Source organism: Streptomyces smaragdinus (assembly GCF_009604385.1).
GTDB classification, from domain to species: domain Bacteria; phylum Actinomycetota; class Actinomycetes; order Streptomycetales; family Streptomycetaceae; genus Streptomyces; species Streptomyces smaragdinus.
Map to the genome: position 1 here is coordinate 396818 of NZ_WEGJ01000002.1, position 12732 is coordinate 409549.

13 protein-coding genes are annotated in these 12732 nt (G+C 72.6%); 8 read left to right on the forward strand and 5 right to left on the reverse strand.

Annotation, left to right across the window (positions count from 1 at the left end; translation table 11 throughout):
- Nucleotides 1-147 precede the first annotated feature (147 nt).
- Entirely contained in the window at nt 148-1455 is a 1308-nt protein-coding gene (locus SRB5_RS05450; RefSeq protein WP_323377106.1) for a lipase/acyltransferase domain-containing protein, read from the forward strand.
- A gap of 51 nt (nt 1456-1506) precedes the next feature.
- On the opposite strand, the gene SRB5_RS05455 is transcribed toward SRB5_RS05450, so the two are convergent.
- Complete coding sequence (locus tag SRB5_RS05455; protein WP_153450247.1) at nt 1507-2151, reverse strand: hypothetical protein; 645 nt, start codon at nt 2149-2151, stop codon at nt 1507-1509.
- 133 nt (nt 2152-2284) lie between these two features.
- Nucleotides 2285-3475, reverse strand: a complete 1191-nt coding sequence (locus SRB5_RS05460) for an MFS transporter (protein WP_153450248.1) — start codon at nt 3473-3475, stop codon at nt 2285-2287.
- A gap of 47 nt (nt 3476-3522) precedes the next feature.
- Between SRB5_RS05460 and pdxR the strand changes: the two genes are divergently transcribed.
- The 3 genes from pdxR (at nt 3523) to SRB5_RS05475 (ending at nt 6010) form a co-directional block, all read left to right on the forward strand.
- Nucleotides 3523-4935, forward strand: a complete 1413-nt coding sequence (gene pdxR, locus SRB5_RS05465; RefSeq protein WP_153450249.1) for a MocR-like pyridoxine biosynthesis transcription factor PdxR — start codon at nt 3523-3525, stop codon at nt 4933-4935.
- Between the two features lie 55 nt (nt 4936-4990).
- The gene (locus SRB5_RS05470) at nt 4991-5536 is read left to right on the forward strand and encodes a DUF6817 domain-containing protein (protein WP_153450250.1); all 546 of its coding nucleotides are present in this window, start codon (nt 4991-4993) and stop codon (nt 5534-5536) included.
- An 81-nt stretch (nt 5537-5617) separates the two neighbouring features.
- Nucleotides 5618-6010: a peptidase inhibitor family I36 protein gene (locus tag SRB5_RS05475; RefSeq protein ID WP_228389788.1), complete on the forward strand. Its 393-nt coding sequence runs from the start codon at nt 5618-5620 to the stop codon at nt 6008-6010.
- A 2-nt stretch (nt 6011-6012) separates the two neighbouring features.
- Here the strand turns inward: SRB5_RS05475 and SRB5_RS05480 are convergent, their stop codons facing one another.
- The gene (locus SRB5_RS05480) at nt 6013-7905 is read right to left on the reverse strand and encodes a BTAD domain-containing putative transcriptional regulator (RefSeq protein WP_153450251.1); all 1893 of its coding nucleotides are present in this window, start codon (nt 7903-7905) and stop codon (nt 6013-6015) included.
- A gap of 111 nt (nt 7906-8016) precedes the next feature.
- Here SRB5_RS05480 and SRB5_RS05485 point away from each other — a divergent pair, with 111 nt between their 5' ends.
- Entirely contained in the window at nt 8017-8895 is an 879-nt protein-coding gene (locus SRB5_RS05485; RefSeq protein ID WP_153450252.1) for an alpha/beta fold hydrolase, read from the forward strand.
- A 265-nt stretch (nt 8896-9160) separates the two neighbouring features.
- On the opposite strand, the gene SRB5_RS05490 is transcribed toward SRB5_RS05485, so the two are convergent.
- Entirely contained in the window at nt 9161-9736 is a 576-nt protein-coding gene (locus SRB5_RS05490; RefSeq protein ID WP_153450253.1) for an ALF repeat-containing protein, read from the reverse strand.
- Nucleotides 9737-10116: 380 nt separating this feature from the next.
- Between SRB5_RS05490 and SRB5_RS05495 the strand changes: the two genes are divergently transcribed.
- Together SRB5_RS05495 and SRB5_RS37405 are read left to right on the forward strand one after the other, a co-directional pair.
- Nucleotides 10117-10599, forward strand: a complete 483-nt coding sequence (locus SRB5_RS05495) for a hypothetical protein (RefSeq protein ID WP_153450254.1) — start codon at nt 10117-10119, stop codon at nt 10597-10599.
- Nucleotides 10600-10839: 240 nt separating this feature from the next.
- Nucleotides 10840-11265, forward strand: coding sequence for a peptidoglycan-binding domain-containing protein (locus SRB5_RS37405; RefSeq protein ID WP_323377109.1), 426 nt, complete (start codon nt 10840-10842; stop codon nt 11263-11265).
- 89 nt (nt 11266-11354) lie between these two features.
- Here the strand turns inward: SRB5_RS37405 and SRB5_RS05505 are convergent, their stop codons facing one another.
- Nucleotides 11355-12050, reverse strand: coding sequence for an ATP-binding protein (locus SRB5_RS05505; RefSeq protein WP_323377111.1), 696 nt, complete (start codon nt 12048-12050; stop codon nt 11355-11357).
- Nucleotides 12051-12302: 252 nt separating this feature from the next.
- Between SRB5_RS05505 and SRB5_RS05510 the strand changes: the two genes are divergently transcribed.
- Nucleotides 12303-12626 carry an antibiotic biosynthesis monooxygenase gene (locus SRB5_RS05510; RefSeq protein WP_153450255.1) on the forward strand — a complete coding sequence of 108 codons (324 nt, stop codon included), beginning with the start codon at nt 12303-12305 and terminating at the stop codon, nt 12624-12626.
- The last annotated feature ends 106 nt before the right edge of the window (nt 12627-12732 follow it).

A 12732-nucleotide genomic window follows, 5' to 3' on the forward strand; every position in this document is an offset into this window, starting at 1 on the left:
CGGGTGCATGCTCACCGTCCCCGCGATGTGCCCCGGCCCAATCCCCGATGGGCGCGGACACAGACATCCGCCCCCCGTCTTGCCCGCTGCCCTACGGCTCGCGATGGTGCCCCGGCGGGGACAACGGAGATCAACGCGGGAGGCCACGTGGTCAAGCGGATCGTGACGCTGCTGCTCGTCGTACTGCTGGGCGCCGCCGTACTGCCGGGCTCAGGGGCGTACGGCAAGGACCGAGGGGGCGGGCCACGGCCCGTGATCTTCGTCCACGGCTACAGCGGCTCCGGGGCGCAGTTCGCGACCCAGGCCAAACGGCTCACCGCCAACGGCTATCCGGCCGACCGGATCGAGACGCACGAGTACGACTCGCAGTTCCTGCACACCACCGAGGCCGACGTCTACGCCGCCCTCGACGGGCGCATCACCCGGCTGCTCCAGCGCACCGGCGCCGACCGCGTCGACCTCCTCGCCCACTCCCTGGGCACCCGTCTGATGCAGACCTACCTGCGCAGCTCCCCCGAACGGGCGGCCCGGGTGGCGCACTACGTCAACCTCGACGGCTCGACCTCCGCCGACCAGCCCGGCGGCGTCCCCACCCTGGCCGTATGGGGCGAGGGCGACCCGGCGCGCACCGTCGGCGGGGCCCGCAACGTCCACTTCCCCGACCAGTCGCACACCCAGACGGTGACCTCACCGCAGACGTTCACCGAGTTCTACGGCTTCTTCACCGGGAAGGCCCCCCGCACGACCGAGATCAAGCCCCAGCCCCGCGTCACCCTCGCCGGCCGCGCGCAGCTCTTCCCGTCCAACGAGGGCGCCGCGGGCGCCCGGCTGGAGATCTTCCGCGTCGACCCGCGCACCGGCCGGCGCCTGGGCCACCACCCCGTCGCCGCGTACGACATCGGCGCCGACGGCTCCTGGGGACCGTTCCGGGGCAGCGGCACCGCGCACTACGAGTTCGCCCTCATCTGGAACGAGGAGCAGACCCACCACCTCTACCTCCCCCCGTCCCGCCGCTCCGACCACCTGATCCGCCTGCTGACCAGCCACCCCGGCGAAGGCGTCTCCGCCCTGGTCGAGACCAGCGACCGGCACACCGCGCTGAGCATCACCCGGAACAAGGAGTGGTGGGGCGACCAGGGCGAGGCCGGCGACAGCCTGCGCGTCGACGGCCAGGAGATCGTGAACGCGGCCGACGCGCCCCGTACCAAGCGCACCATCGGCATCTTCGCCCAGGACGCCGGCTCGGACGGCGTCACGGACCTCACCGCCCCGCTCCCGGCGTTCCACGCCCTGCCCTTCCTCACCGGGGTCGATCTCTACCTGCCCGCCGCCCCCGGCCGTTCCCACACCCTCACGGCTCTGCCCCGCGCCACCGACGGCCGTCCCGACACCCTGAACGTGCCCGCGTGGCCGTCGTCGACGGACCGGGTGTCGGTGCAGTTCGACGACTACTGAGCCCGCTCGACGCCGGAGGGGCGCGTACCCCTCCGGCGTCTCGCCCGCTGCCTACAGTCCGCCTACCCGGGCGGGGAACTGCTCCAGGGTGGCCTCGGTCTTCTCCGGGTCGTCCGGGGCGGCGAAGTCGACCGGCTCCCGCAGGCGGTACTGGTCCCCGCGGGGCGGGAACTGCCTGATGTCGGCGACCATGACCATCGGTTTGGTGGCGGTCAGCACGAGCGGGTCCCCGTCGGGCCGATCGATGGTGACGGTGACCGGGACCGAGATCACGTGCTCGTACCGCGGCGGGAACTGCTGCGTCAGCGTCAGCTTGCTCGAGGCCTCGACGTCGATGTCGTTCTGCTCGATGGTCACCGTTCCGGCCTCGTCGGAAATCTCCGCCGTGACGCGGAAGCCGACGGTGCGCAGCCGGACGCTCCTGAAGGGGTCCTCCGGGTTCACCTCGACGCGCTGCCTGATGCCGCCCCGGAAGTCGACGGACACCAGGTCGGCCCCGATCCGCATCGGGGAGTTGACGGCGAACATCGACATGGGGATCTCCGCGCCGATGGGTGGCAGCCCGATCTGGGCGCGTTGCGGGACGGAGGCCGGCGAAGGCGGGGCGGCCGCGGCGGTGCTCGCGACGGCCGGGTACGCGGCGAGAGCGAGCAGGGTGGTGCAGACGGCGAGCATCCGGCGTGTGCGGGAGGGCATGTGCTTCTCCTGGGTGGAGCGGAAGATCATGTCGAAGCGAGTGAAGCGCACATCCGGTGAGATATGGCGTTCTTGATCGCGTATGCCACCTGATGGTGTGAATCAGGGGTTTGATGCTGCCGCAGGGCATTCATTACGATTGATCTGCCCGCACCCGCCGATCACGCAGCGCGGGGAGCAGCGCACCCAGCATGGCGACGCCCGTCAGCGCGAACGCCCACGGATATCCGGTGCCCCCGGCGAGCCGGCCGAAGGCGAGGGCGCCCGCCCCCATGCCCGCGTCGTACGCGAAGTTCCACAGCGCGCCGACCGTGCCGTACCCGGCGGGCGACACCCGTGCGTACATCAGCGTGAGCGTGGCGTTCTGCGCGATGCCGAAGCCGGCGCCGAACACGCCCACCGCGACGATCACCCACACCGCGCTGCCGGTGAGCGCCATCAGCACCGTCCCGGCCGCCGACAGCAGCAGCCCCGGCAGCACCAGCCCGCCGGACCCGTGCCGGTCCCCGTACCGTCCAGCCAGCCAGCGCGCCGCCGTAGCCGCCGCAGGCTGGACGAACAGCGCCGCCGCCACCAGCCCCGTCGCCGAGGCGGGCACCGCGAGCGGCAGGAACGTCACGACGATCCCGGCCGCCAGCGCGGTCACCGCGAACACCACCGCGGGCCGCAGCAGCCCACCCGTACGGAACGCCTCCGGCAGATCGATGGCGCGCCCCTCGGCGCCGACGCGTCCCGGCAGCCCCCACAGGGTCGGGATCACCGCGAGCGCCGCCACCCCACCGGCGGCGAACACCACCCCGTACCCCACCTGCCCGGCCAGCCACACCCCCAGCGGCAGCGCCAGCAGCGAGGGCACCCCGGTGACCAGCCCCACGACCGCCAGCCCCTCGCCGCGCCGCTCGGCCGGAATCAGATGAGCCGTCAGCGCCCCACCCGCGACCAGCGTGAACGCGAACCCCAGCCCCCGCAGCGCACACACCACCACGATCCACCCCAGCCCCCGCGAGAAGCCCAGCGCCAGCGCCGGCAGCCCCATCAGGACCAGCCCCGCGCACAGCACGGCCCGATGCCCCCACCGCCTGATCAGCGCCGGCGTGCCGACCTCGCCCGCCACCGTCGCCAGCATCAGCGCACCGGTGGCCAGCCCGGCCGCACCCCCGCCCCCGCGGCCCTGCGCGGAGGCGTAGTGCGGCACCACGGACAGCAGCAGATAGAAGCTCGTCGAGGCGCCGAACACGGACACCAGACGCAGCGCCAACGCCTGCGTCACCAGGGCCGGTCGGGCGGCCACGGTGGCGGGCCCGGAGTCTTGGGTCGTAGTCATACGGCGACGCTAAGCCGCCTACCGGACCGCGGGTAAGCTCCACTTCCATGCCGCCGCAGTGGTCCAGTTCGCCGCCCGAACTACTTCTGGCCCTCGACCGGGCCGGCGACCGCCCGCTGAACGCCCAGCTCCAGCAGGCCCTGCGCGACGCGATCCGCACCGGCCGCCTGCGGGTGGGCGAACGCCTCCCGTCCTCCCGGGAACTGGCCCGTACCCTCGGCGTCTCCCGCGGCCTGGTCCAGGAGTGCTACGCCCAATTGGCCGCCGAGGGCTACCTGATCACCCGCCCCGGCTCGGCGACCCGGGTGGCGGCCGGCGCCCTCACCCCACCCGGCACCCCGCACCCGCCGTCCGCCCCGCCACTCCCGGCGGCCGACTTCCGCACCGGGGTGCCGGACCTGAAGTCCTTCCCTGTGGCCGACTGGCTGTGGGCGTTGCGCGAGGCGGCCCGTACCGTACCCACCGCCGGCTTCGGCTACGGCGACCCGCGCGGCAGCGCCGCCCTGCGCGAGGTCCTGGCCGGCTACCTGCGCCGGGTACGTGCCGCCGCGGCCGACCCCCGGCACATCGTCGTCTGCAACGGCTACGCCCAGGGCCTGCACCTGGCCCTGGACGCACTCGCCGCCGCGGGCGTGCGCACGGTGGCGTTCGAGGACCCCGGCTCACCCGCCGCCGTCACCGCCGCGGCCGCCGCGTCGGGGATGCGCGCGGTCCCCGTACCCGTCGACACACAGGGCATCGACGTCCGCGCGCTGACCGCGACCCCCGCCCGGGCCGTCGTCCTCACGCCCGCCCACCAGTGGCCCACCGGAGTCGCCCTCGCCCCGCGGCGCCGCCTCGCCCTGCTGGAGTGGGCGCGCGCACACGACGCGATCGTCATCGAGGACGACTACGACGCCGAGTTCCGCTACGACCGTGAACCCGTCGGAGCCCTCCAGGGCCTGGCCCCGGACCGGGTGATCTCCCTGGGCACCGTCAGCAAATCCCTCGCCCCCGCCCTGCGCATCGGCTGGATCGTCTGCCCGCCCCGACTGGCCGACCCGATCGCCGAACGCAAACACCGCAGCGACCACGGCACACCCACCCTCGATCAGCTCGCCCTCGCCCACCTCATCGAATCGGGACGCTTCGACCGCCATCTGCGCCGGGTACGCGCCGTCTACGCCGCCCGCCGGGCCACACTGCTCACCGCCCTCGCCGAACACGCCCCCGGCGTACCGCTGACCGGTCTTGCCGCCGGCTTTCACGCCGTCGTTCATCTGCCTGCCGGTGCCGACGAGGAGAACGTGCGTACGGCGGCGCTGGAGCGGTCGGTGGGCCTGTACGGCATGAGCGGCCACCGCGCTTCGGGGCTCGGCGAACCGGCGCAACTCGTCCTGGGCTTCGGCGACATCGGCGAGCGGCAGATCGCGGCGGGTATCGCGTCGGTCGGTCCGCTGCTGAGAGGACCCGGCGGTTGACGCGGACACCGATCCCACTTGATCATGACGGGGATCCCCTCGGAGGTGCGACCCGATGATGCAAGCGCCCGGCAACGACCTCCTGCGCGCCCGGGGCGCCGCCGGGATGCCGCACCCCGGCGGCACGCTCCTGGAACACCTGAACCGCGTCGCACGCCTGCTGGCCGAGTGGGGCGCGGACGAGGACGTACAGGCCGCCGGACTCTGCCACGCGATGTACGGGACCGACGGATTCGACCACGCCCTGATGGGCACCGACGAGCGCGCACTGCTCGCCGCGACGATCGGCGACCGGGCCGAGGTGCTCGTCCACCTGTACGGCGGCTGCGACCGCACGGCCGTCTACCCGAGGCTGGCCACCGACCGCCCGGTCCTCTTCCGCGACCGCTTCACCGGCCGCGAGCACACCCCGCCGGACCGCGATCTCCGCGCCTTCGCCGCGATCACCGTGGCCAACGAACTCGACGTCCTGGCACACAACGCCGACCTCGCCGACCGCCACGGCGCCGCGCTGCACCGCCTCTTCACCGCCATGTACGACCTGCTCCCGGCCCCGGCCCGGGAGGCCTGCGACCGGCAGCTCGGCCGATACGCCGCCTGACGCGGGACGCGCTGGTCCGCCGGGGTGAACCCGTGCGTGGCACGTACGGGTGGCGCGTACCCGGAATGTCATGATCAAAAGATGATGCGTGTCGCGGTCGTCGCCGCTTTGACAGTCCTCTCGCCGGCCGCCCCGGCCGTCGCCGTCGGCGGGACCGGCCCGGTCCGGTCCGCCGCCGAGATCGAGTGCCCGCCGGGTTACGTGTGTATTTACCCGGAGATCTCCTTCGGCGGCCAGCCATGGGTACGCCGCGCCTCCGACGGCGGCGTGAAGGACCTGCCCGCCGAGATCCGCGACCGCGGCTGCTCCATCCGCAACAACTCCGACCGCACCGCCCGTGTCTACGAGAAGCGCAACTACGCCGGCCGCTGGGTGTGCGTCACCCGCAGCGGGGGCTCGATCCACGATCTGCGCGGTTACAACCTGAACGACCGGACCCGTTCACTGAAGATCAACGGAAACGACTGCGGCTGACGTCAGTTCAGATACCGGGCCACCGGTCCCAGCGTGAGCATCCCGCTCGCGGCGCCCGCGTGTTCCGCGCGGGCGCCGTGCAGGGCTGCCGCGGCGCGTGCGGTGAGGGCGGGCCGGTCGAGGCGCGCGGCGGCGTGGGCGGTCAGGCACCACAGGGCTTCCTGCATGTGGTCGGGCGGGGGCTCGGGCGCTGCCTCGAGGGCGGTGCGGGCCTGGGTGTCCCGGCCCTGGGCGAGGAGGATGTGGGGCTGGGCCCAGGGGCGGTACGGGCCCCAGTCGAGGTGGGGGTCGGTGGGCGCCGGGCGGTCGTGGAGGAGGCGCAGGCCCAGGAGGGCGAGGGGGAGGAGGCCGCGGTGCAGGCCGGGCATGCCGGCTGTGCGCAGGGCGTTGTCGGCGGCTCGGTAGTGGGATGCGGCGGTGGCGGGGGTGGGTCCGCCGGGTTCGGCGCTGCGGGCGGCCGTGGTGCGGGCGCGGAACCACTGGGTGAGGACGGGGACGAGGGGGGCTTCGGCGGTGGCGGCGATCGCTTCGGCGGCGCGGGCGTGGGCGGACGCCGCGTCGAGGTCGCCGAGGGCGGAGGCGGACTGCAGGCGGATGAGGTGGGCGAGGACGGCGTAGTCGTCGAGGTCGTGGCGGGTGGCCAGGTCGAGGATCTCGGCGCCGATGCGGTCGCGGGCCGGGGCGAGGCCGGGGCGGGTGAAGGCGTGCAGGAACACGCCGTTGAGGGCGAAGGCGAGCAGTGCGGGGTCGGCCAGGTCGCGGGCGAGTGCCTCGGCCTCGAGGGCGGCCTGCCGGGCGCGGTCGAGTTCGGTGGGGGTGAGGTCGGCCGGGCGGCTTTCGACGGCGATCGTGGCCAGGAGGCGGGCTCGCAGGTCGGCGGGGGCTTCGGGGCCGAGGGTGGTGAGGGTGTGTTCGGCGGCGGCGACGAGGGTGCGGGACTGGTCGGGGTCGTCGGCGCGGGTCCAGAGGGCGGGGACGTCGTAGGCGGCGATGATACGGGCGGTCAGTACGGGGTCGTCGGCGCGCTGGGCGTCCTGGACGGCGGCGAGGCGGTCGTGGCGGGAGCGGACGAGGGCGTCGCCGCCCGCGAGGGCGAGGGTGCGGGCCAGGCTGACGGTGGTGCGCGGGCCGAGGCGGGGGCCGGTCCACGGGGCGGTGGTGGGGGTCGCGTTGAGGATGTCGGTCTCCAGGCGCTGCAGGTCGGCGCCGGGGTCGAGTCCGTGGTGGTCGGCGAGGAGGGTGCGGGCGCGGCGGAGGGTGGCCAGGGCGTCGGCGCGGCGGCCCGCCCGGTGGAGGGCGCGGGCGAGGAGGACCCAGGCGGGCTCGCGCCCGGGATGCGCGTCGGTGTGGGCGCCGAGTTCGGCGACGAGTCCGGTGTCCTGTCCGGCGTCAAGGAGGACGCGGGCGCGCAGCTCCACCGCCTCGAGGCGCAGTTCCTCCAGCCGTGTCCGCTCGCGCAGGGCCCAGGGGGAGTCGGGGACGTCGGCGTAGGCGGGGCCGTGCCAGGCGGCGAGCGCCGCGCCGAGGCCGGACACCGTGCCGGGGCTGTGCCGGGCCCGGGCCAGGGCGTCCTGGAAGCGGTGGGCGTCCACGTCCTCGCGGGGCAGCCGCAGCGCGTAGCCGGCGCCCTCGGTGACGATGACGTGCGGCGGGGTACGGGGCGGGCGGTCGGGCTCGAGGGCGCGGCGCAGCGCGGCGACGAACGTACGGACGGCGCCCACGGCACGGGCCGGGGGGTCGGCCCACAGGTCGTCGACGAGGGTGCCGGTGGCGACGATCCGCCCCTCGGCGGCGACGAGGCGGGCGAGGACCTCACGGTGGCGGGGCCCGCCGAGCTCGATCGGGCTGCCGTCGTCGTGAAAGGCCCGCACGGCGCCGAGCACCTCGATTCGCATGCCCCCATCCTCCGTGCCGGGAGCGGTCCGCGGCCAACCGTACTGATCGGTTGCTGATCGCCGTCGCCCAGGCTGGCCCGGTCGGTCCCCCTACCCGAGAGGACATCCCTCATGACCTCCGCCTTTCCCGGCTTCGACCACGTCCGCCTGCCCGGCGCCGACGGCGTGGAGCTGACCGCGGCCGTCGGCGGCAGCGGCAGCCCGGTCGTACTGCTGCACGGCTTCCCGCAGACCCACCTGATGTGGCGCCACGTCGCCGCCCGGCTCGCCGCCGACCACACCGTCGTCTGCCCCGACCTGCGGGGTTACGGAGCCAGCGACAAGCCGGCGGCCACCGGCCCCGACGTGTACGCCAAACGCACCATGGCCGCCGACATCGTGTCCCTGACCGCGGCCCTCGGCCACGACCGCTTCGCCCTGATCGGCCACGACCGCGGCGCCCTGGTCGCCTTCCGCGCGGGACTGGACCACCCGCGGACCGTCACGCACCTGGGCATCCTCGACGTCGTCCCGACGCTCGACATGTGGAACGTCCTGCACGGCGTCTCGGCGGCGGTCGCCTACCACCTGTACCTGATGGCCCAGCCCCCCGGCCTCCCGGAGACGATGATCGCGGCGAGCGCGGACACCTTCTTCGGCTCCTTCCTCGACGCCTGGGCGAACGACCCGCGGGCGCTGCCGCCCGAGATCCGGGCCGAATACCTCCGGGCGAGCGCGGCCGCGGTGCCCTCGATCGTCGCCGACTACCGGGCCTCGGCGGGCATCGACATCGACCACGACCAGGCGGACCTGGACGCCGGAACGCGGCTGACGATGCCCGTGACGGTGATCCAGCAGGACTGGGGTGCCCAACTGGGCTACGACGCCGCAGCGGTCTGGAAGCCCTGGGCCCCCGACCTGGACCACCGCCTGACCCGGGCGCGCCACTTCATGGCGGAGGAGGCCCCGGACGAGATCACCGCGGCGATCCAGGACCTCCTGACCCGCTGACCCGGCCCATCCGCCCGATCACGTCCCGCGCCTCACGGACGATGCGCCGCACCAGCTCTCCCGCCGGCGCCACGTCATGGATCAGCCCCTGAGCCACCAGGCCGGCCGACCGTTTCGGCAACCCCGTCTGACGGGAACCGAGCGGCCGGCTTGCCCCTGCCGACCGTGCATACGCCTGCACACCCGGCACGTCGCCGGTGGCGCACGCGTATGCCCGGAGCCCCGCGGCGGCTCGACGGTCTCGTCGGCGAAGCAGGGCCCGGAATCACACCTCGTACTGGCCGTGCTCCAGGAACTCCCGGAGCTCTTCCGGCGTCCCGTCGTCGAGCAAGTCGTTGATCGCCGCGCGCAGTTCGGGGCTGAGGTCCGGGTCCGTGAGCATCCGGGAGATCGTGACCCGGTCGTCCTCCGCCTGGGCCAGACGGTAGCCCGTCTCCAGGAAGGCCCGCGCGGCCTCGGCCGTGCCCGCGTCAAGAGCCTCGCCGGCCTCCCGCTTGACCCCGCGTCCGCTGTCGGGGTCGGCCAGGATCCGGGCGATCGCGACCCGGTCGTCCTCGAACTGGGCGATCGGGTACTGGACGTCCAGGAAGTACCGCATGGCTTCGACCGTGCCCGCGTCGAGAGCCTCGCCGGCCGCCTCCTTGACCGCGCGACCACTGTCGGGGTCGGCCAGGATCACGGCGATTTCGAAGGCGAGTTCACCCACGTCGTCGGGGTCGCCGGCCGCGGTGGACGCGGCGGAAGTCGCCGGCGGGGCGGCGGCCGCGAGGGCGGGAGTGGCGAGGAGGAGCACGGGAGCGGTGACCAGGGCGGTGATCGCGGTTGCTCGGGACATACGCATGAAAACCCCAGGTGATTGACCGGTGTTGATGAGTCAATCACATCAGAGCGCGTGAACCGAGTCAACCTCGTCTATGGGTGAACGAGTTACCGTTCCGGAGTGGACGCTGCGGTTGAGTCGCTGACGTGCCGGATCGCTTACAGGGTCGGGGACCCGCAAGTTCGCCGGCGCCGCCCGGGGCGGACCGGCTCCCGGGTGGGTTCTACCGTCCGGCGTTCCTCGCTCCACGGGCATCGGTCTGTCTCTGGCAGCCCACCGGCGCGTTTCAGGAGCCGGCCCCGCCGGCATGGGCGAGCAAGGCGCGACGGGAACCCTCCTCTCCGACTATGAGAAAGGGCCTGGCAGGATGCCTCGAACGAGCCGCACATCCCTGGAGCACCATGCGCATCCGTACCACCGTTGTCGGCGTTGCCCTGCTCGCCGCCCTCACCGCCTGCGGGGCCGGCGGCGACGACGAAGCCACGGCCACGCCGTCGGCCACAGCCGCCGAATCCACACCCAGCGCTGCGGCCCTGCCCTCGTCCAAGGAGGCGCAGGACATCGCCGACACCCTGACAGCTGCGGGACTCAAGGTCTCCGAGCCGAAGGTGAGGAACAAGGAGAGCGTCCTCACCGACGCCTCCATCTTCACCGTCACCGTGACCGACCAGGACACCCCTGCTTCCGGCGAGACGCTCATCAACATCTTCCCCGACTCCGAAGCCCTGGACGACTGGATCGACCTCACGAAGTCGTTGGGCGGCATATCTGTCACGGGCGACGACTGGGCGATCAGCCTCCCCACCGCGGGCAAGGCGCGCGACGACAGCAAGCGCCTCGCTCCGCGGATCGCCGAAGCGCTGAACGGCACTGTGCAGCAGTAGTCCCCCGTGCTACCCCGCAGCCCCGAACTCACTCGAGTCGGGGCCTTCGCCGCGTGCTGGTGCTGTGCCGACCTGCGGATTCAAACTCCGATGGAAATTTCTCGCAGGACGATGACCGACGGGACAGAATCGGCGGCAGGCCGATCTTTTCCGTAGACCAGTGGGGAGGCCATCGAAATGCGAGGAGACTTCGGGTATCGGAGCCCGGCTGACCGTCGCACGCGGAAAGGGAAGCGCTTCGTGCGACGCTCTCTTGCCGTAGCCGGGGTTGTCGCGGCAATCCTCGGGACGTTCTCGATTGCCGGATCACAGGCATTGGCCGCCACCCCGACCTGCAACGGTGTCGGCGACGCGTGGACCGGCGCCGTAGGCCCGATCAAGATCCCTTCATACAATTCGGGCGGCACGCAGAACCTGAGCTGCAACATGGTGAAGGGCAACGTCAGCAGTGCCGTCCGGAACCTCCAGACCGAACTGAACAAGTGTTTCGGCGCCCAGCTTGCAGTTGACGGAAACTTCGGCACCAATACATACAACGCACTGAAGAGGGCTCAATCCGCGGCCGGAACCACGGCAGACGGGGTCTACGGACCAAATACGCGGCACGCGTTCGCGATTACGCGAGGCTGGTGGTCCGGCTCCTCGTGCCTGTGGGTGGACGCGTAGACCATCAGCCCTGTCGCGGATCGCCGCCGGAGGCGGACTCGCCCGATGTGGAGGGGTGCCGGCAGGCAGGTCGCGACACGTCGGATGTGTCAGGCGAAGGAGAAGTGCGCGGCGGCTTCGGCGGGTGTGGTCGCTTGGCGGCGTCCGGGGAAGTCGTGGACGGTGGCTGCGCCCTCGGAGCGGAGTTGGTCGGTACCGGCGTCCCGGGTCATGACGGCGGCGTAGGCGCGGACGTCGGCGGCGGTGAGGTCGGTGCGGCCTCGCTCGGTGCACTGGTGGAGGAGGTCGGTGACGTCCGGGTCGAATCGCAGCATGGTCACCGGGGCGTCGAAGCGCGTGGCGATGGCGACGAGTCGTGTGCGGGCCTGCGGCGTGACGTTCGTTGACTCGGCGACCGCTGTTTGTCCGGCGGCGAGCCGGGTGATGATCCTGCGGTCGCGTTCCTCGAAGATCCGTGCGTCCGCGGCGTCGGATTCCGCTTCCGCGGGTGTGGTGCCGAAAAGGTCGGCGCGGATCTCGTCGCTGGACACCACGGCTTCCGCGTCGATCTGCCGGCGCGCGATCAGTGCCCGAACGAAGCTGGTCTTGCCCGAGGCTGGCGGGCCGACGAGGACGACGAGTCCTGCCGGCACCCGGATGGCCGGCGCGAGAGCGCCGAGGTAGAGGTCGCCAGCGCAGTCGAGGGCTTTCTCCGGGGAGCCGACCGGCAGTCCGCTGGGCAGGATGTTCTCCCGGTAGCTGTCGTCGCCGGCCAGATAGAGGGCGAAGCCCCAGGTGTGCGGCACGCCGGTGAAGCGCAGTCGGCACAGCGGCAGACCTCCCGCCGGGCAACTCGGCCGCCACGTAGGCGAATCCTGCGCGAAAGCGGACCCTGAGGACATCCACGTCGTGCTCGACAACGGCTTCTCCCGCACCGCCGAGCACACCAAGACGCGGCCGGCCGCGCACCCGCGCCGGCACGTCCGCTGGACCCCGCTCAAGGCCACCTGATCAACACCCCTCCACCAACGTCCGCGGAACAGCACTAGGGTCGGCTCATGATTTGTCGTCTGTGGCGTGGCTGGACCACGAGGGAAAATGCCGACGCGTACGAGCGCGTGGTCCGGGGGGAGGTCATTCCCGGAATCGAGGCCCGGCGCATCCCGGGGTTCCAGTCGATCGACTTGATCCGGCGTGATCGGGAGGACGACGTCGAGTTCGTGACCCTGATGTGGTTCGACGCCCTGGCCTCAGTGCGGGCCTTCATGGGCGAGGACTACGAACTGGCGCACGTACCGGCGGCTGCCCGGGCCGTGCTCTCCGGCTTCGACGAGCGATCGGCTCACTTCGAGGTGCTGGACCGCCGCCGGCAACCTGACTGAGGTCGCGGGCGGGCGGAGCACTCGCCGGGGGAGCGATCCCGACCCGTGGACGCCGGGGCGCTCCTCCGGTCGATCAACCAGCTTGCCATGATCGAACGCGTACGGG

Coding starts and splice junctions, on each gene's coding strand:
- SRB5_RS05455 (WP_153450247.1), bottom strand. CDS start 2,151: ATGCCCTCCCGCACACGCCGGATGCTCGCCGTCTGCACCACCCTGCTC.
- SRB5_RS05460 (WP_153450248.1), bottom strand. CDS start 3,475: ATGACTACGACCCAAGACTCCGGGCCCGCCACCGTGGCCGCCCGACCG.
- pdxR (WP_153450249.1), top strand. CDS start 3,523: ATGCCGCCGCAGTGGTCCAGTTCGCCGCCCGAACTACTTCTGGCCCTC.
- SRB5_RS05470 (WP_153450250.1), top strand. CDS start 4,991: ATGATGCAAGCGCCCGGCAACGACCTCCTGCGCGCCCGGGGCGCCGCC.
- SRB5_RS05475 (WP_228389788.1), top strand. CDS start 5,618: ATGATGCGTGTCGCGGTCGTCGCCGCTTTGACAGTCCTCTCGCCGGCC.
- SRB5_RS05480 (WP_153450251.1), bottom strand. CDS start 7,905: ATGCGAATCGAGGTGCTCGGCGCCGTGCGGGCCTTTCACGACGACGGC.
- SRB5_RS05485 (WP_153450252.1), top strand. CDS start 8,017: ATGACCTCCGCCTTTCCCGGCTTCGACCACGTCCGCCTGCCCGGCGCC.
- SRB5_RS05490 (WP_153450253.1), bottom strand. CDS start 9,736: ATGCGTATGTCCCGAGCAACCGCGATCACCGCCCTGGTCACCGCTCCC.
- SRB5_RS05495 (WP_153450254.1), top strand. CDS start 10,117: ATGCGCATCCGTACCACCGTTGTCGGCGTTGCCCTGCTCGCCGCCCTC.
- SRB5_RS05510 (WP_153450255.1), top strand. CDS start 12,303: ATGATTTGTCGTCTGTGGCGTGGCTGGACCACGAGGGAAAATGCCGAC.